Raw genomic sequence first — 22,599 nt, forward strand, 5'->3', positions numbered from 1 at the left:
CTGCCGTGTCGTGCCGTGTCGTGTCCTGCCGTGCCTCCTGAAGGCGGAAGCCATGAGGAGGTCGGGAGGAAAGTGAGGCTGCGGCGACCCACGAAGGGATCCAGCCTGACGGCCCTGCCCCGGGCCATCGCCGTCCCGAATCGCAAGCCACCGCGAACGAAGAAAGGCCCGCCGGATCACATGATCCGACGGGCCCAAGACCCGAACTCAACGCCCGGACTTGATCTCCTCGCGCTTGGCGGGGCCACCGACAGCCGGCGAGACCGGGATGTCAGCGGGCTTCTCCACCGGGTAGAAGAATCCCTTGATGGCCGGCGCCAGGGCGCCGAGCCGGTTCATCTTCTTCGGGACGACCCAGCCGGCGTACTCCAGCGGGATCGGGTGGCCGTGGTCGTCGACGGGGCCGAGAGGCTGGTGGACCTCGACGAACTGGCCGTTCGGCAGGCGCTTGATGATGCCGGTCTCCACACCGTGGGCCAGCACCTGGCGGTCGTGCTGCTGCAGGCCGAGGCAGATGCGGACGGAGATGTAGTAGGCCAGCGGCGGCAGCAGGAGCAGACCGATACGGCCGGCCCAGGTCATCGCGTTGAGGCTGATGTGGAACTTGTCGGCGATGACGTCGTTGCCGCCGGAGATGGTGGCGACGAGGAAGAACGTCAGCGCCATCATGCCGATGCCGACGCGCTCCGGGTTGTCACGCGGCCGCTCGAGCAGGTGGTGGCTGCGCTTGTCCTTGAGCTTGCGCGCTTCCAGCCACGGGTACGCCATGGGCAGCGTGAACAGGGCCCCGAGGCCGACGACGGCGGGCCAGAACATCGGCGGGATGCTGTAGCCGTCGCCGAACGGGATGTAGATCTGCCAGTTCGGCATGAGACGGACCAGGCCGTCCATGAACATGACGTAGAAGTCGGGCTGCGAGGCGGAGGAGACCTCGGCCGCACGGTACGGCCCGAAGAGCCAGATCGGGTTGATCTGGAAGAGGCCGGCCAGCAGCGCGATGACACCGAAGACGGCCATGAAGAAGCCGCCCTGCTTCATCGCGTAGCGCGGGAACATCCGCTCGCCGACGACGTTCTCGTTGGTCCGCAGCGGGCCGGGCCACTGCGTGTGCTTCTGCTTGAACACGATGCCCAGGTGGGCGGCGATCAGGCCGAGCAGGATGCCCGGGATGAGCAGCACGTGCGCGATGTAGAAGCGGCCGATGATCAGCTCGCCGGGGAACTCGCCGCCGAAGATCGCGGCGGAGAGCCAGGTGCCGATGACCGGGAGGGTCAGCATGATCGCCGAGGCGATGCGGAGACCGGTGCCGGAGAGGCCGTCGTCGGGCAGCGAGTAGCCGGTGAAGCCGGCGAAGAACCCGAGCAGGAACAGCAGGACGCCGATCACCCAGTTGATCTCGCGCGGCTTGCGGAACGCGCCGGTGAAGAAGACACGCGCCATGTGCACGATGATCGACGCCATGAACAGCAGCGCCGCCCAGTGGTGCAGCTGCCGCATGAAGAGGCCACCGCGGACCTCGAACGACAGGTGCAGGGAGGACTCGTACGCCGCGGACATCATGGTGCCCTTGAGCGCCAGGTACGAGCCGTCGTACGGCACCTCCTTCATCGACGGATCGAAGAAGAGGGTGAGGAACACGCCGCTGAGCAGCAGCACGATGAACGAGAAGAGGGCGATCTCGCCGAGCAGGAACGACCAGTGATCAGGGAAGACCTTGTTCAGCAGGCCGCGCAGCGGAGTGGCCGCCTGGAACCGGTCGTCCACTCCCTTGGCGAAGTTTTTCGGAGCCTCTGCGAGGTCGATCTTTCGGCGCTTCACGGCCGCTCCCAGAAGTCAGGTCCGACGACGTCCTTGTAATCTTCCGCCGCCACGAAGAAACCTTCCTCGTCCACTGTAAGCGGCAGCATCGGCAGACGGCGCGTCGCGGGCCCGAAGATGGGCTGCGCGTTGTCCTTGATGTTGAACTGCGACTGGTGGCAAGGGCAGAGAAGACGGTTGGTCTGCTGCTCGTAGAGGCTGGCCGGGCAGCCGGCGTGCGTGCAGATCTTGGAGTACGCGACGTAGTTGCCCCACATCGAGCCGACGTTACGGCCGTTCTTGTCGGCCTCGGCGTTCTTGCGGGTCTCGGCCGCGTCGTCCGCCCGGAGGTGGATGAGCAGCGTCGGCGAGTCGGCGTACTTGTTGGTGGCGCCGTGCGGGATGCCCGGGTAGACGGTCATCTGGCCGCCCGCGCTCACATCCTCGGGGCGGATCGGGCTGCCGTCCTCACGGGTGAGGCGGACCAGCTTGCCCCCGTTGGCGTCGGAGCTGAACCCGGTGGTGGTCATCATCGGGTTCGGGCCCTTGTGCGGGTCCTTGATGAGGCCGCCGACCAGCGGGGCGGCGACGGCCAGGCCGAGCGGGGCGGCGCCGATGGCGATCGCACCCTTCAGCAGCGGCCGGCGCGCGACACCCAGCTCGTCCGCCACATACATCATGGTCTGGCCGGTGATCAGCCGCTCGTCGTCGGAGGACGGGTCGCCGTGCCGCTGCTGGATGGACAGCTCGTGCGGCAGCAGCTTCTTGGCCCAGGCGAGGATCGCGAAGCCGAGCGACAGCAGGCCCAGGCCCAGGGTGATGCCCAGGATCGGGGTGTAGTAGTCGCTCCTCGTGTGGCCGAGCTCGAACTCCCACGGCCACACGATGTAGAAGACCAGGAACGCCGCGGTGAACAGCCCGGACAGCAGGAGCAGGAAGGCGATGTTGCGGACGATCCGCCGCTCCGCCTTCGAGTTCTGTCCGTGGAAGTGCGACTCGTACGTGACGATCTCGATGTCGTCGCGCCGGAGGCCTTCCTTGACGATGTCGAACCGCGTCAGGTGCGGGTCGTTGACGTCGACCGGGGTGCCGGCCTCGCCGTGATGAACCGCCGTCATGACTTCCCCGCAATCCAGAGCGACGTGAAGACCAGGAGCGTGATGCCGACCAGGAAGATGGCCATGCCCTCGGTCGACGGGCCGTACCGGCCCAGGTTGAACAGGCCGCCCGGGTCCTTGTCGTCCTGCAGCTGGACCGAGATGTAGGTGATGATCTGCTTCTTCTGCTCCGGCGTGAGCTGGTTGTCACCGAAGACCGGCATGTTCTGCGGGCCGGTGAGCATGGCCGCGTAGAGCTCCTCGGCCGTGGCGTCGCTCAGGCTCGGGGCGAACTTGCCCGAGGAGAGCGCGCCGCCGCCACCACCGAAGCCGTGGCAGGAGGTGCAGTTGACGCGGAACAGCTCGCCACCGCGGGCCAGCGCGTCCGGGTCGGACTCGAGGTTCGCCACCAGCGGGCCGTCGGGCAGCTCGGGGCCGCCTCCCAGCTCCTGGATGTACTGCCCGAGCTGCTCGGTCTGCGCGTCGTTGAACTGCGGCGGCTTCTGCTCGGCCTGGGCCTCCTGGCGGGTCATCGGCATACGGCCGGTGCCGACCTGGAACTCCACGGAGGCCGAGCCGACGCCGATCAGGCTCGGCCCACGGTCCTCGACACCCTGGCCGTCACGGCCGTGGCAGCTGATGCAGCTGGTGTCGTAGAGCGCCTTGCCCTCTCGTGCGACAGCGGAGAGCTGAACGTTGTCCTCGGCGAACGCGCCCGGTGTGAAGGCGGTGTAGACGCCGCCGGCCAGCACCAGGGCGGCGAGCATGCGCACCGCCGCGCCGAGTCGCCGGCGCGCCCGGCTGGGCGCGCCGCGCCGCCGGGAGAACACCCGGGCGCGCCTGCGGGCGGGGGTGTCAGAAGTCATGGGCTATGTCCCTTGGGGTTCGAACCTGAAGCTCAGCGGATGGCGGCGCGTCACTGAAGCCAATAGATCATGGCGAACAGGGCGATCCAGACTACGTCCACGAAGTGCCAGTAGTACGACACGACGATCGCGGACGTGGCCTGGGCCGGCGTGAACCTGCCCATCGTCGTCCGGATCATGTAGACGATGAAGGCGATCAGGCCGCCGGTCACGTGCAGACCGTGGAACCCGGTCGTCAGGTAGAACATCGAGCCGTACCCGTCACCGTTGATCTTGACGCCCTCGCCGACGAGGGTTCGGTACTCGTTCACCTGCCCGAGCACGAAGATCAGGCCCATCACGAAGGTGATCGTGAACCAGCGCCGCAGCGCGAACACATCACCCTTCTCCGCCGCGAAGACGCCGAGCTGGCAGGTCACCGACGAGAGGACCAGGATCACCGTGAACGTCGTCGCATACGGGATGTTGAGGGCCTCGGTGTGGTGCTCCCACATGCTGTAGTCCGCAGCACGGATGGAGAAGTACATCGCGAACAACGCCGCGAAGAACATGAGCTCGCTGGAGAGCCACACGATGGTCCCGACGCTGACCATGTTGGGTCGGGTCAGCGAGTGGATCCGGCTCTTGTCGATGGCTGCCGCTGTCACGGCCTCATTATTCATCCGAGATAGGCCCAAGGTCCTCCGGGGTCCCCAATCCGGCCTTGTGGGCCGCCCGGAATAATCCGTGACCAGCGGGTAGACCTAACCTCAAGGGGTGGAGCTTCACGTTTTGCCCTCACTCGCGGCCGATGCCGGGGATACTGGACTTCCGCCGTTCACACCGGCGGCGTTCTTCACCGAGGTCAACCTGATCAGCCCGATCGCGGTCGGCCTGCTGGCCTCGGCGGCGCTTTATCTGTACGGCGTGTGGCGCCTGCGGCAGCGCGGCGACGCCTGGCCGGCCGGGCGCACGGTGGCCTTCATCGCCGGTGGGCTGGGGTCGATCGCCCTGGTCACGGTGACCGGCATCGAGGCGTACGACACCACGCTGATCTCCGTCCACATGGTGCAGCACATGGTGTTGTCCATGGTGGGCCCGATCTTCCTGGCCCTGGGCGCGCCGACCACCCTGGCCCTGCGTGTCCTGCACGGGCCGCCGCGCAAGACCCTCCTGGCCGTCCTGCACAGCCGTTACGTGCGCGTGCTGACCTTCCCGCTGGTGGCGTTCGGCCTGTTCATCGCCAACCCGTTCGTCCTCTACTTCACCGGCGCCTACCGGCAGACCCTGGAGCACGTCTGGGTGCACGAGTTCGTCCACCTGCACTTCATCATCACCGGCTGCCTGTTCTTCTGGCCGCTGCTGGGGCTCGACCCGCTGCCGAACCGGTGGCCGTACCCCGGCCGGGCTCTTCTCATGGTCCTGAGCGTCCCGTTCCACACGGTCCTCGGGCTGACCATCATGCAGAGCAACGAGCTGCTCGGCGGCGACTGGTACCCGAACCTGGGCCTGAGCTGGCTGGATCCGAAGGCGGACCAGGTCACGGCGGGCGGCATCCTGTGGGCCGGCGGCGAGATCGTCAGCGTCACGATGCTGGGCATCCTGGTGGTCCAGTGGGTCCGCCAGTCGGAGCGGGAGGCCCGGCGGATCGACCGAGCCCTGGACCGGGCCGAGGCGGCGGACAATGCGGTACGCCCGGCGCCCGACGCCGGATAACAAGTTCGGTACGATCCCTGGGACCTAAGACGTGAGGTGGGGCACAAGATGAGCGAGTACACCGTTCTGCTCTACAGCGACGACGCCGCCGTGCGGGACCGGATCCGGCTCGCCATCGGCCCGCGTCCCGCGGCTGATCTCAAGGTCGAGTTCGCCGAGGCCTCCACCTGGGAGGAGTGCCGCCGCCTGCTCGACGAGTACGAGATCGATCTGATGGTGCTCGACGGCGAGGCGACCCCCGCCGGTGGCATCGGGATCGCTCGCCAGACCAAGGACGAGTATCTGAATCCCCCGCCCACCTGCGTCGTGATCGCTCGCGCCGCGGACCGCTGGCTCGCCGCCTACGCGCAGGTCGACGCCACGATCGTGGCCCCGCTGGACCCGGTCACCACCGGGCAGACGGTGGCCGGGCTGCTCCGGGCGCGCCGTGACGGCGCCGTCCCGCTGGGCACCCTGGGCACCATCCCCCGCTGAGCACCTTCCGCAGACAGACCCGATGGAGGCAGCGCCATGGGCGCACGCACCTGGCCCAATCTGACGAGCGCACTGCTGCGTGGCGAGGAGCTCGCCACGACGGACACCGCGTGGGCCATGGGCGAGATCATGGCCGGCAACGCGACCCCGGTGCAGATAGCCGGGTTCGCGGTGGCGCTGCGCGCCAAGGGTGAGACGCCGTCCGAGATCGCCGGCCTGGTGGAGGCGATGTTCGCCGCCGCCACGCTGGTCGAGCTGCCGGAGGAGACCCGGACCAGCGCGGTCGACGTGGTCGGCACCGGTGGCGACCGGGCCAACACGGTGAACATCTCCACCCTGGCCGCGATCGTGACCGCCTCCGCCGGGGTCCCGGTGGTCAAGCACGGCAACCGGTCGGCCTCGTCGACGACCGGCTCGGCCGACCTGCTGGAGCACTTCGGCCTCCCCCTCGACCTGGGCCCGGCCGGAGTCGCCCGGTCGGTCGCCGACGCGGGCATCGGGTTCTGCTTCGCGGCCCGCTACCACCCCGGCATGCGGCACGCCTCGGTGACGCGGCGCGAGCTGGGCGTGCCCACGTTCTTCAACATGCTGGGCCCGCTCACCAACCCGGCCCGCCCGACCTCGGCGATGGTCGGCTGTTTCGACCCGCGGATGGCCCCGGTGATGGCCGAGGTGTTCGCCCGGCGCGGCGACTCGGCGCTGGTGGTCCGGGGCGAGGACGGTCTGGACGAGTTCACCACCGCGGCGCCCACCCGGATCTGGATGGCCCGGGACGGCAAGGTGGAGGAGCTCGTGGTCGACGCGGTGGAGCTGGGCCTGCCCCGGAGCCGGCCGGCCGATCTGCGGGGCGGTGAGGTGGCGTTCAACGCCGATGTGGCCCGCCGCCTGTTCGCCGGCGAGGAGGGCCCCGTGCGGGACGCTGTGCTGCTCAACGCGTCGGCGGCGTTCGCGGCCCAGAGCGGCTTCCCGGGCGACTTCCGCGAGACGCTGAAGGCCGGTATGCGACGGGCCGCGGAGGCGATCGACTCCGGCGCCACGACCGCTCGGCTGGAGCGCTGGGTGGCCGCCGCGCAGGCCGCGAAAGCCGCCGAGTAAGCGGGAAAATCCGTCAACACGCCGGTTGCAATACCCGAGATCACCCGATTTACGTGACAACGTCTGAATGACATTCGGGTAATGGGACCTTCCCGCGAAGGAGAAACCCGTGCAGGAACGCGAACTCCGGTGCGTCATCTGCGACGGCGACATGCTCTTCGAGGTGCCGCCCTGTGAGGACGGCCACGACGACTGCCCCGAGCTGGTCTGCACCCGCTGCGGGGCCGCCGAGGTGGTCGCTCCGATCGTCGTCCACCTGTGGAAGCCCGGTGACCGGGCCCGGCGGGTCGCGCCCCACCAGAGATCGGCCGCCTGACAGCTGTCACAGATCGCGGCGCCACCCGGTCATCACCGGCGTCCGGGCGGTTCGACGAACGCGCCGACCCTCGACGAGGCGTCGCCCGCGTTCATCCGGACGACCATGGAGCGCACGGTCCAGCCGATGGCGGCGGCCGGCTTCCCGCTCAACGGGATCCGCGACATGGCGGGCCGCAGCTGTACGGCCTGATCGCCCCGTTCGCGAGGGGCGACCGGCGAGCCGTCGTCACCGACCCGTCCGGCGGTCCCGGTGACGTCCTGATCGGCAGGGAGGCCGCGATCGCGGCCGGGAAGCCGGTCACACACAGCGGGCCGGCCAGGTCGCGCGCAGGTGTGCCGGCGATCTGCCCCGACGGATGGTCGAACGTCCGCCGCGCGTTCGCGGGACGTCAGCAGCAGCGCCGCGAACTCCAGGGCCTCATCGCCACGGCGTTGTCGCGATCGGTGTTCACGGCTCGGCCGTCGCTTCCGCAACGCGAGAGCCCGCACCCCGCAACGCGAGAACCCACACCCCCGGGTCGGCGGGTGCGGGCTCTCGGCGTGATCAGACTTACAGGTGTGCTTCCGGGTGGCGGGTGCCGGAGTAGTACTCGAAGAGCAGGCCACACGCGGTGAAGATCACCGCGATCAGGCCGACGGCGAGCAGCCACCACATCCAGAACACCAGGCCGATACCGGCCACCGCCGCCGCCAGGGCGATGCCGAACGGCCAGTAGCTGCCGGGGCTGAAGAACCCGACCTCGCCGGCGCCCTCGGCGATCTCGCCGTCCTCCCGGTCCTCCGGCCGCAGGTCGATCCGGCGGGCCACGAACCAGAAGAAGCCGGCGCACATCGAGCAGAGCAGCCCGGAGAGGATCAGCGCGACGACGCCGACCCACTCGACGCCACCCCGGAACCCGGCCGGGTCGGCGTCGGTCCCGGAGATGTTGCCGGTGCCGTGCGTGTACAGGCCGTAGACGGCAGCCGCGCCGAAGAGGAAGGCGGCGACCGCGGCGAAGATCTTGTATTCGGTCCTCACGACAGTCCTACTTCCCTGCAGCCACGGTCTCGGGAGCGTTCCAGGTGTGCGACTGGCGCCGCGTGTTGAACGGCGAGGTCCGCGTGGCATACGGGTTCTCACCGATCGCGGACAGCGCGTCCTGCGTCGACTTACCGGCCTTGCGCGCCGCAAGATACTGGTCGAACTTGTCCGGGGTGACCGTGACCAGTTCGAAGTTCATGAAGGCGTGGTAGGTGCCACACAGCTCGGCGCACCGGCCGACGTAGCGGCCCGTCTTGTCGAGGGTGACCTCGAAGACGTTGCGCACGTTGCCGGGGAACACGTCCCGCTTGAACAGCATCTCCGGCACCCAGAACGAGTGGATGACGTCCTTGCTGGTCTCCTCGAACCGGATGGTCTGGCCGACCGGCAGCACCAGGATCGGGATCACATCGGACGAGCCGACGGTCGAGGCGACCGTGTTGGCGTCCTTGCCCATGCCGTCGCGGTAGTTGAACTGCCAGTTCCACTTGAACGCGACGACCTCGACGACCTGATCCGGGTTCTTCGAGAGCTTGTCGACATTGGTCTGCACGACCGCGGTGTAGAAGAACAGCACCGCCACGATCAGGATCGGGGTGACCGTGTAGAGGATCTCCATCGGCATGTTGAACCGGGTCTGCACGGGCAGCTCTTCGCCGCGCTTCCGATACCGGATCACGCACCAGAAGATCAGGCCCCACACGCCGATGCCGACCGTGAGGGCCGCGATGGTCGACGCGATCCACAGGTCATACATCTCGTGGGCCTGGAGGCTGATGCCCCGGCCCGGCCAGCCGAAGTGGCCGAATGCACTTCCCCAGTCCTCGATCGAACAGCCCGAGAGCACTGTCAGCAGCGTCGCGCCGCCGAGACCCAGCCCGGCCGCCCGGCCTACTGCCCGCGGCCTCGTGGCCGAACTCCTTGCGCCCACCTGCTTCTGCCTCCTTAGCAGCGCCGCCTGCCGAAACCGGACACCTGGCGGCAAGGCTCACCGACGGTCGCACACTACTCGACCAGGAACGGCCCGCTCCTCACCGGGGGGACCGTCGCGGAAAACACCCGGACAACCGGACGATACCGTTCCCTCTGTGGATTACACAGGCGATCCGGCCGGGGCACACGCTTACCTGGACGCCGCCAGCGCGGCGCCTCTGCATCCGGTGGCCCGCGAGGCCCTGCTGGCCTCTCTCGCCGACGGCTGGGCCGATCCCGCACGGCTCTACGCGGCAGGGCGGCGGGCCCAGCAGCTGCGCGACGCGTCCACCGCGGTGGTCGCCGAGATCTTGGGGGTACGCGCGGACGAGCTCACTTTCTGGCCCTCGGGGACCGCGGCGGCGCAGGCGGCGGTGCTGGGCGGTCTCGGTGGCCGGAAGCGGGCCGGCCGGGTCCTGGTCCATTCAGCGATCGAGCACTCGGCCGTCCTGCACGCGGCCCGCGCCGCCGAGGCCGTCGAGGTCGGTGTGGACCGGCTCGGCCGGCTCGACCTGGACGCCTGGGCGGCCGCGGTCCGCGGGGACGGGGTGGCCCTCGCGAGCCTGATCGGCGCCAGTCACGAAGTCGGCACGATCCAGCCGGTGGCCGCCGCGGCGGAGCTGTGCGCGGAGGCGGGCGTGCCGCTCTTCGTGGACGCGGCGCAGGTCGTCGGGCGGGCGGAGCTGCCGGCCGGCTGGTCGCTGCTGAGCGCCAGCGCGCACAAGTGGGGCGGGCCGCCCGGAGTCGGTGTCCTGGTCGTCCGCAAAGGTGTGCGCTGGCTCTCCCCGTACCCCCAGGATGATCTTTATCGCCCCGGCCCGCCGGGCTCGCTGGGCCTGCCGCAAGTGGTCGCGGCGGCCGCGAGCCTGCGTGCCGCGGCAGGTGAGGCGGCGGCCGAGGCAGTGCGGCTGAGCGCGCTGGTCGATCGGATCCGGGAGCGCGTCGCGGCGACCGTGCCGGACGTGGAGATCGTCGGCGACCCGGTCGGCCGGCTGCCGCATCTGGTGACGTTCAGCTGCCTGTACGTGGACGGCGAGGCGCTGCTGCACGCGCTGGACCGGCACGGGTTCGCGGTCTCGTCGGGGTCGTCGTGCACGTCGTCGACGCTGCGGCCCAGCCACGTGCTGGAGGCGATGGGCGTGCTCAGCCACGGCAACGTGCGGGTGTCGCTGCACCGGGAGACCACCGAGGCGGACGTGGAGAGATTCCTCACGGTGTTGCCGGGCCTGGTGGCGGACATCAGGGCGGAGGCGGGGCTCTGATCACCCTGGACTGCCGTGGTCTGCGCTGCCCGATCCCGGTCATCCGGCTGGCCAAGGCGATGCCGGGCGTGGCCGTCGGCGAGATCGTGCGGGTGCTCGCCGACGACCCGGCCGCGGCCAACGACATCCCCGCCTGGTGCCGGATGAAGGGTCAGGAGTTCGTCGCGGCCGACGGCCATGCCTTCGACGTGCGCCGGGTGCTTTAGCCGAGGTAGTCGATCACCTGCGGGACCGGGTCCTTGGCCAGGAAGGTGTCGACGACCAGGCGAGGGCCGAGGTATGGCTCGTACTCGGCCTGGCGCTCCAGGACCCGCACCCAGTCCGGGATGCCCTCGTGGTCACGGGCCTGGTAACGCTCCTCGACCCGGCGGCGGTGCTCGGCGTCGTCACCGCAGACCACCTCGACCACGCGCAGCGGCACCGCCATCCGCTCGGCCAGATCGGTCCACAGCTCCCGCGCCGACTTGACCGGGTTGACCGCGTCGATGATCACGTGGTGGCCGATTCTGATCTGTTCCTCGGCGAGCGCGGCCACCACGCCGTAGGCGGCATATCCGGGCCGGGGCTCGTGCACCCCGTACCGCTGCAGGGTGAAGTCGACGATGTCGACCGCCAGGACCGCCGCGGGCAGCTCGGCTGCGACCGCGGCGGCCAGGGTGCTCTTGCCGACTCCGGGGAGGCCGGCGAAAACCGCTAGAACCATGTCTTGAGGTCTACGCCCTCAGACCGGCAGGAAGGGCGTGATCTCGGCAGCCGCCTCGTCGCCGTACGCGCCGGCGAACCGCTTGCCGAAGTCGGCGGCCTTGATGTCGTACTCCTGGGGGCCGACCGTCTCCAGCACCAGAGCCGCGACCAGCGAGCCGACCTGGGCGGCCCGCTCCAGCCCGAGCCCCCACGACACGGCCGAGAAGAAGCCGGCCCGGAAGCCGTCGCCGACACCGGTCGGGTCCTCGCCGATCACGTCCGGCACGACCGGCACGTGGATGCGCTCGATGTCGCGGCCGGTGATCTCCACACCGTCCTTGCCGAGCGTGGTGACCCGGATCTTCACGTGCTCGAGGACCTGGTCGGCGGTGAGCTCGGCCTTCGTCTCCAGCAGGGACCGCTCGTACTCGTTGGTCATCAGATACTCCGCGCCGCTGATCAGGCTCAGCACGTCGGACCCGCTCATCCGGGCGAGCTGCTGCGACGGGTCGGCGATGAACCGGTAGCCCCGCGACCGGCACTCCTCGGAGTGGCGGATCATCGCGGCCGGGTCGTTCGCGCCGACCAGCACCAGGTCGAGGCCGCCGGCCCGCTCATCGACCGGGGCCAGCTCGATGTTGCGGGCCTCGGCCATCGCGCCCGCGTAGAACGAGGCGATCTGGTTGAGGTCGTCGTCGGTGGTGCAGACGAAACGGGCGGTGTGCGCGACCTCGCTGACGTGCACCGAGTCGCAGTCGACCCCGTGCCGCTCGAGCCACGAACGGTAGTCGGCGAAGTCGGCGCCGACCGCGCCGACCAGGATCGGCCGCAGACCCAGCTTGGCCATCCCGAAGGCGATGTTGGGCGCCACACCACCGCGCCGGACCACCAGGTCGTCGACGAGGAAGGACAGCGAGACCTTGTGCAACTGGTCGGCGATGAGCTGCTCGGCGAACCTGCCGGGGAAGTGCATCAGGTGGTCGGTGGCGATCGAGCCGGTGACGGCGATCTTCATTTCGGCCCTCGGGGGTCGGGAAACATGGGGCGTTACGGGTTGAGACTACCGGTCGGTTACAGCGAACAGGCCGCCCCGTGAACGGGACGGCCTGTTCGTGAGAAGCCTGACTCAGTGGAACGAGTCACCACAGGCGCAGGAGTTCTGCGCGTTGGGGTTGTCGATCGTGAAGCCCTGCGCGTCGATCCGGTCGGCGAAGTCGATGGTCGCGCCGGCCAGGTAGGGAGCGCTCATCCGGTCCACCACGACCTCGACGCCGTCGAAGTCGCTGACGATGTCCCCGTCGAGCGAGCGCTCGTCGAAGAAGAGCTGGTAGCGCAGGCCGGAGCAGCCACCGGGCTGTACGGCGATACGCAGGCGCAGGTCGTCGCGCCCTTCCTGCTCGATCAGGGCCTTGACCTTAACCGCGGCGACGTCGGTGAGGATGACGCCGGTCGGGGCGGTCGCCTCGGTCGACTCGGTGTGCGCTTCAGTGGTCACTAGGTATCTCCCTGCCAGGTGCGGTCATGTGCCGTACCAGGCAACGCTAACCCCATTCCCTCCGATTCCCAATCCGGGGCAGCACAGATCACCTGCTCCACTGCCCGGCCAGGCGCGTGGCGAGTTCCCGCAGCCCACGGGCGGGTTCGGCGAGAGCGGTCTCGACGTTGCCGAAATGCTCCACGAGGGTGTGCGTCTCGGTCACGCCGGCGGCCGCAGCCTCCCGCTGGCCGGTCTCGTTGCGCCCGGCCAGGACGACGCACGGCAGGCCACGGTCCCGGGCGCCGGCCGCGATCCCGGCCACCACCTTGCCCCGCAGCGACTGGTGGTCGAACGAGCCCTCCCCGGTGATCACCAGATCGGCGGCGTCCAGCTCGGCGTCCAGGCCGATCAGATTCGTGACCAGGTTGATACCCGACGTCACCCGGCCACCGAGCGCGATCAGGGCCGCGCCGATCCCGCCGGCCGCGCCGCCGCCCGGCTGCAGAGCCAGGTCCTTGAGGTCGAAGGCGCGCTCCAGCACCCCGGCGAAGTGCTCCAGCGCCACGTCCAGCAGCAGCACGTCCTCGCGGGAGGCGCCCTTCTGCGGGCCGAAGACGTTGCTGGCGCCGTGCAGGCCGGTCAGCGGGTTGTCGACGTCGGTCGCCGCGACCAGGCGGACCTGCCGCAGCTGGGGGACGCCGCCCAGGGCGGCCGCGTTGATCAGGGCGGCGCCGCCGTACGGCAGGGCGTAGCCGCTCTCGTCGAGCGGGGCGGCGCCGAGAGCGGCCAGCATGCCGGCGCCGGCGTCGTTGACCGCGGAGCCGCCCAGACCGACCACGATCTCGCCGGCGCCGGACTCCACCGCGGCGGCGAGCAGCAGGCCCAGGCCGTACGAGGTGGCCCGTTTCGGGTCGCGCTCCTCGGCGGTCAGCAGGTGCAGGCCGCACGCCTGGGCGCTCTCCACGTAGGCGACGCCGCCGGCCAGCAGGATCTCGCCACGGGCCGGCCGGCCCAGCGGATCCACCGTGTCGACCGGGACGCGCCGGCCGTCGAGGGCGGTGGCGAGCACCTCGACGAAGCCGGGGCCGCCGTCGGCGAGCGGACGCTGGACGAGGACGTCACCGGGAGCGGACCAGCCGTCGGCGACAGCCCGGGCGACTTCGGGGGCGGAAAGGGTGCCGGCGAACTTGTCCGGACAGATCAGTACGCGCACACCGCGAGTGTGGCAGCCCACTCTCCGGGGCGCAGCTACCGTCTCATCCGCTGTGCAACGATGGCGGACGTGACGTCGACCTGGACCGAACCCTCGAACACCCCGCTGTCCCTGCTCCTGCTCGGCAAGGGCACCGACCCGGCGAGCGAGCGCGGGGTCGACTGCCCCGGCGATCTGCCCGCCCCCTCCGACCCCGATCTGGTGGCGCGCGCCACCGCGGCGAAGGCGGCGCTCGGCGACCGGGTGTTCGTGCTCGGCCACCACTACCAGCGTGACGAGGTCATCCAGTTCGCCGACGTCACCGGCGACTCGTTCAAGCTCGCCCAGCAGGCAGCCGCCCGGCCGGACGCGGAGTTCATCGTCTTCTGCGGCGTGCACTTCATGGCCGAGAGCGCGGACATCCTCACCAAGCCCGATCAGAAGGTGATCCTGCCCGACCTCGCGGCCGGCTGCTCGATGGCCGACATGGCGGTGCTCGGCCAGGTCGAGACCGCCTGGGAGCACTTCCAGGACCTCGGCATCACCGACCAGATCGTCCCCGTGACGTACATGAACTCGTCCGCCGACATCAAGGGTTTCGTCGGCCGCAACAAGGGCGTGGTCTGCACCTCGTCCAACGCCAAGCGCGCCCTGGACTGGTCGTTCGAGCAGGGATCGAAGGTGTTCTTCCTGCCCGACCAGCACCTCGGCCGCAACACCGCCGTCCTCGAGATGGGCTTCGACCTCGACGACTGCGTCCTCTACGACCCGCACAAGCCGCACGGCGGCCTCACCGGCGAGCAGCTGACCGACGCCCGCATGATCCTCTGGCGCGGCCACTGCTCGGTGCACGGCCGGTTCACCCTCGACAGCGTGCGCGAGGTCCGCGAGCGGGTCCCCGGCGTCAACGTGCTGGTCCACCCCGAGTGCCGGCACGACGTGGTGAAGGCCGCCGACTACGTCGGCTCGACCGAGTACATCATCAAGGCCCTCGACGCGGCGCCGTCCGGTTCGGCGTGGGCGGTGGGCACCGAGCTGAATCTGGTACGCCGGCTCGCGCTCGCCCACCCGGACAAGCAGATCATGTTCCTCGACCGGACGGTCTGTTACTGCTCCACCATGAACCGGATCGACCTCCCCCATCTGGTCTGGGCTCTGGAGGAGCTGGTGGCCGGACGGGTGCCGAACGTCATCACGGTGGATGAGAAGACCGCGCACGAGGCTCGGGTCGCGCTCGACCAGATGCTCGCCTTGCCGTAACGGTGGGTAGTCAAACGAATCCACCCACATGGCTGATTCTTTAAGCGCGCCTTAGTCAACAGCATTTAAACGGCGTTTCAACGCTCGCCACGGCTGCCGTGGTTGTCACTCAGCGCTATGCTTCCCCGGTTGCAGAATCGGGTACCCCCGCCCGCGCTCTGCTTTTCGACTGCGGGCGTTCGCGCGCCCACCGGCTGGAGGTTACGTTGACCGACGATGTCCTCATCGTGCACGGCGGTACGCCGCTGCAGGGACAGATCCGGGTCCGTGGCGCCAAGAATCTCGTATCCAAGGCCATGGTCGCCGCCCTGCTCGGCGAGTCGCCGAGCCGCCTCTTCGACGTCCCGCGGATCCGCGACGTGGAGGTGGTCAGCGGCCTTCTCGAGCTGCACGGTGTGAAGGTCACCGCGGGCGTCGAGGACGGCGAGCTGGTGATGGACCCCACCAACGTGGAGTCCGCCAGCACCGACGAGATCAACGTGCACGCGGGTTCGAGCCGCATCCCGATCCTGTTCTGCGGGCCGCTGCTGCACCGGCTCGGCCACGCGTTCATCCCGGACCTGGGTGGCTGCCACATCGGCCCCCGGCCGATCGACTTCCACATCAAGGCGCTGCGTGAGTTCGGCGCCGTCGTCGACAAGACCCCCGAGGGCATGCACCTGAGCGCCCCGAACGGTCTGCACGGCGCCAAGCTGGAGCTGCCGTACCCGAGCGTCGGCGCGACCGAGCAGGTGCTGCTCACCGCGGTCCGCGCGGAGGGCGTCACCGAGCTGCGCAACGCCGCCATCGAGCCGGAGATCATGGACCTCATCTGCATCCTGCAGAAGATGGGCGCCATCATCACCGTGCACACCGATCGGGTCATCGAGATCCAGGGCGTGCCCCGGCTGTACGGCTACGAGCACAAGCCGATCCCGGACCGGATCGAGGCCGCCAGCTGGGCCGCGGCCGCGCTCGCCACCCGCGGCGAGATCGAGGTCGTCGGCGCCCGCCAGGCCGACATGATGACGTTCCTGAACGTCTTCCGGTCCATCGGCGGCGAGCTGAAGATCACCGACGACCGGGTGGCCCGCGAGGGTGTCTCCGGCGCCGAGGGCGGCATCAAGTTCTGGCACCCCGGCGGCGAGCTCAAGGCCGTCGCGCTGGAGACCGACGTCCACCCCGGCTTCATGACCGACTGGCAGCAGCCGCTCGTGGTCGCGCTGACCCAGGCCCGGGGCATTTCGATCATGCACGAGACGGTGTACGAGCAGCGGCTGGGCTACACCGAGGCGCTGAACCAGATGGGCGCGACCATCCAGGTCTACCGGGACTGCCTCGGCGGCACCCCGTGCCGCTTCGGCCGCCGCAACTTCATGCACTCCGCGGTCATCGCCGGCCCGTCCAAGCTGCACGCCGCCGACCTGCGCATCCCCGACCTGCGGGCCGGGTTCGCGCACCTGATCGCGGCGCTCGCCGCCGAGGGCACGTCGCGGGTCTACGGCGTCGACCTGATCAAGCGTGGTTACGAGGACTTCGAAGCCAAGCTGTCCGCGCTCGGCGCCCACGTCGAGCGGCCCTGATCTGCTATTTAGTCACGATCGACGGCGCGGTGTGTGACACACCGCGCCGTTTGGCTACGCTTCTGGAGTGTCCCCGCTGTTTCGCCGCAAGTCCACCGACCTCGTCGCCGACGCCACCGCCTCGGTGACCGAGGACGAGTCCGCCACGGTCCACCGCAAGGGCTACACCCCCAGCAAGAAAGAGCTGGGCGTGGTCACCCCCAAACGGACCGTCCAGGGCCGCCGCGTGCAGGACCCGGCGCCCGCCAACCGCAAAGAGGCCTACAAGCAGCTCCGCGAGCGGCAGCGGGCCGAGCGGCTCGAGGCGTCCGAGGGCATGCGCAACGGCGACGAGCGCTACCTGCTCGCCCGTGACCGGGGGCCGGAGCGCTCCCTGGTCCGCGACATCGTCGACTCCCGGCGCACCGCGGGGTCGTACTTCATCGCCGGTGCCGTGCTCGTGCTGATCGGCTCGTCGATCCGGATCCCGGCCGTGCAGACCGCCAGCACCCTGTTGTGGGCGGGTCTGGCGCTCGCCGTCCTCGTCGACAGCATCTTCATCAGCCGGCGTATCAAGAAGCTCGTCCGCGCTCGCTTCCCGGAGACCACGCAGCGGCTCGGGTCGCTGTACTTCTACGGCATCATGCGCGGTCTGACGTTCCGCCGGATGCGCGTCCCGAAGCCGAAGGTGGAGCTGGGCGCCACGGTCTGACCTGTCCACACCGAAAGCGGAGGCCCTCAGGCCTCCGCTTTTCTGCGTGGTCAATGCAGGCCGGCCAGGCGGAGCAGGGCCGTAACCGCGGCTGCGGCGATCACCACCAGCACGAACGGGGCTTTTCGCCAGGCCAGCAGGGTGCCAGCCAGAACACCCGCCGGACGGGCGAAGCCGGCGAACTCGCTTCCGGCCATCAGGGTCGCCGTGGCGGCCAGTGCAGCGAGAAGTGCTGCCGCCGACATCGGGAGCATCCGCTGCAAGGAGGCGGAGAGTTCGAGGCGGTCACGGAGCAGGACTCCGCTGAGGCGGAACGCGTAGGTGCCGACGGCCAGTACCAGAATCGCGGCGATCAGCACTTCTCCCCCTCAGGGACGTCGCTGGAAGCGGAGGCCGTGCGGACCGCGCCGGCCGGGGTATCGGCGGGCTCGGGGTCGGCCGGGGTGGGGTGGCGGGGCAGGGAGCCGGGGCGGATCAGGGTCAGGAGGCCCAGGAGGGCGCACATGACCGGGAGGCCGGCCGGGAGGAACGGGGTCAGCAGGACGGCCGCGGCGGCGCCGGTCAGGGCGACCAGGCGGGTGGAGCGGTCTCGCAGGGACGGCAGGATCAGGGCTATCAGGCCGGCCGGGAAGGCGGCGTCGAGGCCGAGGGCGTCCGGGTCGCCGGTGGCGCCGCCGAGGAGGACGCCGAGGAGGACTCCGGTGTTCCAGCACACGAAGAGGCTGCCGCCGACCAGCCAGTAGACGCGGCGGCGGGCGGCCGGCTCGGACTCGGCGAGGGTGAAGGCGACCGTCTCGTCGGTCATCAGGTGGCTGCCGATGAGACGGTCACGCCAGCGGGCGCCGAGGGTGTCGGCGACGGCCAGGCCGAACGGCAGATGACGGGCGTTGAGCAGCAGGCCGGCCACCACGGCGGCGACCGGGTTGCCGGCCGCGAGCAGGCCGACGGCCAGGAACTGGGCTCCCCCGGCGAAGATCGTCACCGACATGACGATCGGGACCCAGGCGGGCAGGCCGTACGCGATCGTGATGGCGCCGAACGATGCGCCGACCGCCATGGACGCGGCAGCCAGCGCGCCGATGTCGCGGACCTGGGCGCGCGTTCGATATAACGTCCCCATAGTTCGACATGCTGAACGATTCGCGAGGCGTTCGTCAAACCGAACACTTGGACCGATGGAGCGAACAATGCAACAACCGGCACCGCCGCTGGCCGTCATCGCCGCCGCCCTGCGCAGGGAACGGGACCGGGCCGGGATCTCCCTCGCCGAGCTGGCCCGCCGGGCGGGACTGGCCAAGTCGACGCTGTCCCAGCTGGAGTCCGGCGCCGGGAACCCGAGCATCGAGACGCTGTGGGCGCTCGGCGTGGCGCTCGGTGTCCCGTTCAGCAGGCTGGTCGAGCCGCCGCCGTCTCCGGTGCGCGTGGTCCGGGCCGGGAGCAGCCCGCGGGTCCGGGCGGAGGGGGCGGACTTCTACGGCACCCTGCTGGCGGCCGGCGTGCCGGGCACCCGCCGGGACGTCTACGTGCTGGAGCTGGAGCCGGGGGCGCGACGCGACGCGGAGGCGCACATTCCGGGCAGCGTCGAGCACCTGGTGGTGTCGGCGGGGCTGATCCGTACCGGACCGGTCGACGAGCTGGTCGAGGTGGGCCCGGGTGACTACGTGACGTTCCCGGGTGACGTTCCGCACAGCTACGAGGCGCTGCAACCGGGCTCCTGGGGTGTCCTCGTCATGGAGCACCGCTGATCGCGACACCCCGGCCGGCTCGCGGGTGAGCCTCAGGGGCTGGTGTAAAGGCGGGCCACCACGTCCTCGATGTCCGGCTCGAGCAGGGACAGGTCACGGACCGGGACCGCGGCCACCAGCCCGGCCACCGCGGCGGCCGCCGTCGTGGACTCCAGCGAGAACGTCACCCGGTGACCATTAGCGGTCACCGCGGTCAGCACCGTGCCCGGGAGCGCGAAGTCCGCCGGCAACGGCTGCTCCAGGTCCGCGACCAGGCTGCGGCGGGACCCGTACCGGGCGTGCAGGGCCTCGATGCTGCCGTCGTGCACCACCCGGCCGTGGTCGATCACCACGAGACGCTCGCACAGCCGCTCGATGTCGGCGAGATCGTGGGTGGTCAGCACCAGGGTCACGTCGCCGGTGGCGCCGAGTTCGGCCAGGAACGCGCGGACCGCCTGCTTGCTGACCACGTCCAGGCCGATCGTCGGCTCGTCCAGGAACAGCACCTCGGGGCCGTGCAGCAGGGCGGCGGTGAGTTCGCCGCGCATCCGCTGGCCGAGTGACAGCTGCCGGACCGGGGTGTCGAGGAACTCGTCGAGGTCCAGCAGCGACCGGCATCGGCGCAGCCGGGCGGCGTGCTCGGCGGCCGGCACCCGGTAGATGTGCCGGAGCAGCTCGAACGACTCGTGCAGCGGCAGGTCCCACCACAGCTGGGAGCGCTGGCCGAAGACCACGCCGATCCGCAACGCGAGTTTCGTCCGCTGCGGCACCGGGGCCAGTCCGCACACCGAGACCTCGCCCGCGGAAGGGGTCAGCACACCGGTGAGCATCTTCAGGGTGGTCGACTTGCCGGCACCGTTCGGGCCGATGTAACCGACCATCTCGCCGCGTTCGATCGTGAGGTTGACGCCGTCCACGGCTGCGACAGTCCGCTTCTTGCGTCGAAGACGGCCGGCTTTGACCCGTACCGTGAAATGTTTTTGAAGGTCCTGCATTTTGATCATGAGCCGGTGCTCCGGTAGTGACGGATGCCGGTGCGCCAGACCACGGCGGCGAGAGCCGCCGCGCCGAGCGCGACCAGCGGCGAAAGGTAGCCGGACCAGGCCGGGAGACCGAGTGGATCGGGTCGGCCGAGCAGCGCGAGCGCCGGCTGATAGGCGACGAAACCGAACCCGAGGGCGTACGCGAACAGGCCGCGGAACCAACCGCCATAGACCGAGATGGGGTACGACGTGAAGTCGCGCCCGCCATAGGTGAAAGCGGACCCGAGTTCGCCGGAATCGACCCACCAGAACGCAAGACTGGCGCTGATCACGAAAATCGAGCCGAAGAAGGCCGCCGCCGCGATCGGGGTGAGGGCCATCAGCAGCACCCGGCCCGGTGTCCAGTCGATGTCGTTGGCCGCGACCGCCAGGCCCAGCACCACGAACCCGAAGACCACCCGCAGCGCCTTGCGCACCGGCAGGTCCATGAGCAGCAGTTGCGGCAGGGCGGGCAGCGGCCGGACCAGCACCGCGTCCAGGGTTCCGGCCCGCACGTAGGACTTGAGCCGGTCCACGTTGCCGATCGTGAGGTCGGCGAGCGCGAACCCGGCCGAGCTGAGTCCGACGATCAGCACCGCCTCGCGCAGGCTGAAACCGCCGACCGCCGGCGTCGCCCGGAACAGCACCAGCACCGTGACCACGTCGAAGACCGTCGCGCCCATGTTGCCGAACAGCTCCACCAGGAACGACGTCCGGTACGAGGTCGCCGACCGCAGCTGCGCCGTGCCGAGTGCCGCATACGCCCGCAGGTCACCCACCCTGCACCACCAGGCGCCGCTCGGCCCGCCGCTGCACCAGCCCGGCCAGCGCCAGGACCACGACCGCCCACACCGCCTGCAACGCCACCAGCCCCGCCTGCAGCGCCGGGCCGTCACGCTCGGCGATCACGTCCAGGGGCGTCTGCAGCAGGCTCGGCAGCGGCGTCGCCACCCACAGCGCCACCGCCACCTCCTGCGGGAACAGACGCAACGGGAAATACAGGCCGCCGAGCACCCCCGACCCGAGCGTCCACAGTGTGATCGGGCCGCGCGCGTCCTGCAGCCAGTAGGCGGTCGCGTTCACGACATAACGGCAGCCGAAGCAGATGATCACGGCCAGAATCACCGAGACCGCGAACAGCGGGACCGTCTGCCACCGGGCCGGAGTGTGCAGCGGGAAGAACACGGCGCCGGCCAGCAACGGCGGACCGAACCGGGTCATCATGGCGTGCAACGCCCGGCCCAGGTCGGCGGCGAGGAAACCGGTGACCGGGGCGATCGGACGTAACAGGTCGGCCGCGATGTCACCGGAGCGGATCCGGTCGGCGAGCTCGGTCCACCCCCAGATGCCGATGACACTCAGTAGACCCTGACCCACCCAGACATACAGCGCCAGCTGGCCGGCGTCGTACCCCGCAGGCCTCTGCCCGACCGCCTCCTCAGCCACCGCGAGCAGCACATAACAGCGAAGGAAGCCGAACACGATGTTGGTGAACGTTCCGGCTATGGTGGCTTGCCGGTAGGTGGCGTACCGCCGGAAACCTGACCCGATCAGCGCACCGAAAGTAGTAGCTGAGGCGCGGAACGGACTGATTCGAGAGATCGTCGGCACGCTGGCGTCTCGCTGGTCCACGCCGTTAATCTCCTTTCCAAACCCCCGCGACGGAGCCGGGCGACTCTACGCGGGTCCCCGGCCGGGCGCGGCTCAATTTCTGACAGGTGGAGTTCGCCGTGACGGAGCGTTGCCATTCGACGGGCCAGGACGCCCGATGAACGGATGGGGCTCCCGGCCGGGCGACAGCTGGGAGGACGAGCCGGCCTGGGTCTACGAGATCACCTGGGAGTGGGAGGCGCTGCCCGGGCAGCGGTATCCCGGCGATCCCGGCCGTCGCAAGGCCGTGCACACGCCCGTCTACGAGGCCTCGCGCGGCGGCACCGCGCCGGCCAGCTCCGCGCCGATCAGCCCGGCGGGCCGCGCCTCGGTTCCGGGTGCGTCGTGGGCCGGCGATCAAAATCAGTCACGGTACGAGGAAACGCGCCCCGAATCCCGCGGGCCCGCCGCCACGCCGCAGCCGCCCCGTGACGAGCCGTCCTGGAACCGGCCGCATCCCATGCCCGACCAGCGTCGGGGCGGGGTGCCGGTCTACGGGTCGGCCTCGTCGTCGGCGCCCGTCTCGCCGGGGCGGGCGGCGGTCGGGCGTGGGTCGCAGCAGCCTGCGGGCGCTGACGGGGGCTGGAATCGTGGCGGGCAGTCGTCGCCGTCGTCATCTCACGGTGGCGGGTTCGGTGGGCCGGCCGGCACTTCCGGGCCGGGTGGGCGTGCACAGCAGGGCGTTCCCTTCAACGGGCCTGGCTCTGGCGGGCCCGGATCCGCCGAGCCTGGATCGGGCG

At 70.0% G+C, this 22,599-nt stretch carries 25 protein-coding genes; 10 read left to right on the forward strand and 15 right to left on the reverse strand.

Annotation, left to right across the window (positions count from 1 at the left end; genetic code table 11):
- Positions 1 to 207: 207 nt before the first annotated feature.
- Genes qcrB through ctaE form a run of 4 tightly spaced genes read right to left on the reverse strand, consistent with a single transcriptional unit; the run spans position 208 to position 4,407 of the window.
- On the reverse strand, positions 208 to 1,818 hold the full coding sequence (qcrB, locus tag BM290_RS05960; RefSeq protein WP_093610783.1) for a cytochrome bc1 complex cytochrome b subunit: 1,611 nt from the start codon (positions 1,816 to 1,818) through the stop codon (positions 208 to 210).
- Positions 1,815 to 2,915 carry a cytochrome bc1 complex Rieske iron-sulfur subunit gene (qcrA, locus tag BM290_RS05965; protein ID WP_093610785.1) on the reverse strand — a complete coding sequence of 367 codons (1,101 nt, stop codon included), beginning with the start codon at positions 2,913 to 2,915 and terminating at the stop codon, positions 1,815 to 1,817. Before qcrA ends, qcrB begins: the two co-directional genes overlap by 4 nt.
- Positions 2,912 to 3,760, reverse strand: a complete 849-nt coding sequence (gene qcrC, locus BM290_RS05970; protein WP_093610787.1) for a cytochrome bc1 complex diheme cytochrome c subunit — start codon at positions 3,758 to 3,760, stop codon at positions 2,912 to 2,914. Before qcrC ends, qcrA begins: the two co-directional genes overlap by 4 nt.
- Before the next feature lie 50 nt (positions 3,761 to 3,810).
- Entirely contained in the window at positions 3,811 to 4,407 is a 597-nt protein-coding gene (gene ctaE / locus BM290_RS05975; RefSeq protein ID WP_093610789.1) for an aa3-type cytochrome oxidase subunit III, read from the reverse strand.
- 109 nt (positions 4,408 to 4,516) lie between these two features.
- On the opposite strand from ctaE, the gene BM290_RS05980 reads away from it, so the two are divergent.
- The 4 genes from BM290_RS05980 (at position 4,517) to BM290_RS05995 (ending at position 7,340) form a co-directional block, all read left to right on the forward strand.
- On the forward strand, positions 4,517 to 5,455 hold the full coding sequence (locus BM290_RS05980) for a cytochrome c oxidase assembly protein (RefSeq protein WP_239143404.1): 939 nt from the start codon (positions 4,517 to 4,519) through the stop codon (positions 5,453 to 5,455).
- A gap of 48 nt (positions 5,456 to 5,503) precedes the next feature.
- Complete coding sequence (locus BM290_RS05985; RefSeq protein ID WP_093611244.1) at positions 5,504 to 5,929, forward strand: response regulator; 426 nt, start codon at positions 5,504 to 5,506, stop codon at positions 5,927 to 5,929.
- Positions 5,930 to 5,965: 36 nt separating this feature from the next.
- On the forward strand, positions 5,966 to 7,024 hold the full coding sequence (gene trpD, locus BM290_RS05990) for an anthranilate phosphoribosyltransferase (protein WP_093610793.1): 1,059 nt from the start codon (positions 5,966 to 5,968) through the stop codon (positions 7,022 to 7,024).
- A 109-nt stretch (positions 7,025 to 7,133) separates the two neighbouring features.
- Positions 7,134 to 7,340 (forward strand): hypothetical protein, encoded by a 207-nt coding sequence (locus BM290_RS05995; protein ID WP_093610795.1) that lies wholly within the window; start codon positions 7,134 to 7,136, stop codon positions 7,338 to 7,340.
- A gap of 552 nt (positions 7,341 to 7,892) precedes the next feature.
- Here BM290_RS05995 and BM290_RS06005 read toward each other — a convergent pair.
- Both BM290_RS06005 and ctaC read right to left on the reverse strand, forming a co-directional pair.
- On the reverse strand, positions 7,893 to 8,360 hold the full coding sequence (locus BM290_RS06005) for a cytochrome c oxidase subunit 4 (protein WP_093610799.1): 468 nt from the start codon (positions 8,358 to 8,360) through the stop codon (positions 7,893 to 7,895).
- A 7-nt stretch (positions 8,361 to 8,367) separates the two neighbouring features.
- Positions 8,368 to 9,294 carry an aa3-type cytochrome oxidase subunit II gene (gene ctaC, locus BM290_RS06010; RefSeq protein WP_093610801.1) on the reverse strand — a complete coding sequence of 309 codons (927 nt, stop codon included), beginning with the start codon at positions 9,292 to 9,294 and terminating at the stop codon, positions 8,368 to 8,370.
- Positions 9,295 to 9,451: 157 nt separating this feature from the next.
- Here ctaC and BM290_RS06015 point away from each other — a divergent pair, with 157 nt between their 5' ends.
- Together BM290_RS06015 and BM290_RS06020 are read left to right on the forward strand one after the other, a co-directional pair.
- Positions 9,452 to 10,597, forward strand: coding sequence for a cysteine desulfurase family protein (locus tag BM290_RS06015; protein WP_093610803.1), 1,146 nt, complete (start codon positions 9,452 to 9,454; stop codon positions 10,595 to 10,597).
- Positions 10,594 to 10,803, forward strand: a complete 210-nt coding sequence (locus BM290_RS06020; RefSeq protein ID WP_093611246.1) for a sulfurtransferase TusA family protein — start codon at positions 10,594 to 10,596, stop codon at positions 10,801 to 10,803. The genes BM290_RS06015 and BM290_RS06020 overlap by 4 nt, the downstream gene beginning before the upstream one ends.
- On the opposite strand, the gene BM290_RS06025 is transcribed toward BM290_RS06020, so the two are convergent.
- From BM290_RS06025 to BM290_RS06040, 4 genes are all read right to left on the reverse strand, one after another.
- Positions 10,800 to 11,300 carry a P-loop nucleotide/nucleoside kinase family protein gene (locus BM290_RS06025; protein ID WP_093610805.1) on the reverse strand — a complete coding sequence of 167 codons (501 nt, stop codon included), beginning with the start codon at positions 11,298 to 11,300 and terminating at the stop codon, positions 10,800 to 10,802. The genes BM290_RS06020 and BM290_RS06025 overlap by 4 nt on opposite strands.
- 18 nt (positions 11,301 to 11,318) lie before the next feature.
- The gene (locus BM290_RS06030; protein ID WP_093610807.1) at positions 11,319 to 12,296 is read right to left on the reverse strand and encodes a carbohydrate kinase family protein; all 978 of its coding nucleotides are present in this window, start codon (positions 12,294 to 12,296) and stop codon (positions 11,319 to 11,321) included.
- Between the two features lie 111 nt (positions 12,297 to 12,407).
- Positions 12,408 to 12,776 carry an iron-sulfur cluster insertion protein ErpA gene (gene erpA / locus BM290_RS06035; protein ID WP_093610809.1) on the reverse strand — a complete coding sequence of 123 codons (369 nt, stop codon included), beginning with the start codon at positions 12,774 to 12,776 and terminating at the stop codon, positions 12,408 to 12,410.
- An 88-nt stretch (positions 12,777 to 12,864) separates the two neighbouring features.
- Complete coding sequence (locus tag BM290_RS06040) at positions 12,865 to 13,971, reverse strand: glycerate kinase family protein (protein WP_093610811.1); 1,107 nt, start codon at positions 13,969 to 13,971, stop codon at positions 12,865 to 12,867.
- Positions 13,972 to 14,031: 60 nt separating this feature from the next.
- Between BM290_RS06040 and nadA the strand changes: the two genes are divergently transcribed.
- The 3 genes from nadA to BM290_RS06055 all read left to right on the forward strand — a co-directional run bounded on the left by nadA (position 14,032) and on the right by BM290_RS06055 (position 17,463).
- Positions 14,032 to 15,210 (forward strand): quinolinate synthase NadA, encoded by a 1,179-nt coding sequence (gene nadA / locus BM290_RS06045; RefSeq protein ID WP_093610813.1) that lies wholly within the window; start codon positions 14,032 to 14,034, stop codon positions 15,208 to 15,210.
- A gap of 206 nt (positions 15,211 to 15,416) precedes the next feature.
- Positions 15,417 to 16,772 (forward strand): UDP-N-acetylglucosamine 1-carboxyvinyltransferase, encoded by a 1,356-nt coding sequence (gene murA / locus BM290_RS06050; protein ID WP_093610815.1) that lies wholly within the window; start codon positions 15,417 to 15,419, stop codon positions 16,770 to 16,772.
- A gap of 67 nt (positions 16,773 to 16,839) precedes the next feature.
- On the forward strand, positions 16,840 to 17,463 hold the full coding sequence (locus BM290_RS06055) for a DUF3043 domain-containing protein (RefSeq protein ID WP_093610817.1): 624 nt from the start codon (positions 16,840 to 16,842) through the stop codon (positions 17,461 to 17,463).
- Positions 17,464 to 17,513: 50 nt separating this feature from the next.
- Here BM290_RS06055 and BM290_RS06060 read toward each other — a convergent pair whose 3' ends face one another.
- Complete coding sequence (locus tag BM290_RS06060; RefSeq protein WP_093610819.1) at positions 17,514 to 17,822, reverse strand: AzlD domain-containing protein; 309 nt, start codon at positions 17,820 to 17,822, stop codon at positions 17,514 to 17,516.
- Entirely contained in the window at positions 17,816 to 18,583 is a 768-nt protein-coding gene (locus BM290_RS06065) for an AzlC family ABC transporter permease (RefSeq protein ID WP_093610821.1), read from the reverse strand. The genes BM290_RS06060 and BM290_RS06065 overlap by 7 nt, the downstream gene beginning before the upstream one ends.
- Before the next feature lie 67 nt (positions 18,584 to 18,650).
- Here BM290_RS06065 and BM290_RS06070 point away from each other — a divergent pair, with 67 nt between their 5' ends.
- On the forward strand, positions 18,651 to 19,208 hold the full coding sequence (locus BM290_RS06070) for a helix-turn-helix domain-containing protein (protein ID WP_093610823.1): 558 nt from the start codon (positions 18,651 to 18,653) through the stop codon (positions 19,206 to 19,208).
- Positions 19,209 to 19,240: 32 nt separating this feature from the next.
- Here BM290_RS06070 and BM290_RS06075 read toward each other — a convergent pair whose 3' ends face one another.
- From BM290_RS06075 to BM290_RS06085, 3 genes are read right to left on the reverse strand one after another with little or no spacing between them, the layout of a single operon-like run.
- On the reverse strand, positions 19,241 to 20,191 hold the full coding sequence (locus BM290_RS06075; protein WP_093610825.1) for an ABC transporter ATP-binding protein: 951 nt from the start codon (positions 20,189 to 20,191) through the stop codon (positions 19,241 to 19,243).
- Complete coding sequence (locus tag BM290_RS06080) at positions 20,188 to 20,988, reverse strand: ABC transporter permease (RefSeq protein ID WP_093610827.1); 801 nt, start codon at positions 20,986 to 20,988, stop codon at positions 20,188 to 20,190. The genes BM290_RS06075 and BM290_RS06080 overlap by 4 nt, the downstream gene beginning before the upstream one ends.
- On the reverse strand, positions 20,981 to 21,841 hold the full coding sequence (locus tag BM290_RS06085; RefSeq protein ID WP_093610829.1) for an ABC transporter permease: 861 nt from the start codon (positions 21,839 to 21,841) through the stop codon (positions 20,981 to 20,983). The genes BM290_RS06080 and BM290_RS06085 overlap by 8 nt, the downstream gene beginning before the upstream one ends.
- Positions 21,842 to 22,599 lie beyond the last annotated feature (758 nt).

This window comes from Actinoplanes philippinensis (assembly GCF_900113015.1).
GTDB classification, from domain to species: domain Bacteria; phylum Actinomycetota; class Actinomycetes; order Mycobacteriales; family Micromonosporaceae; genus Actinoplanes; species Actinoplanes philippinensis.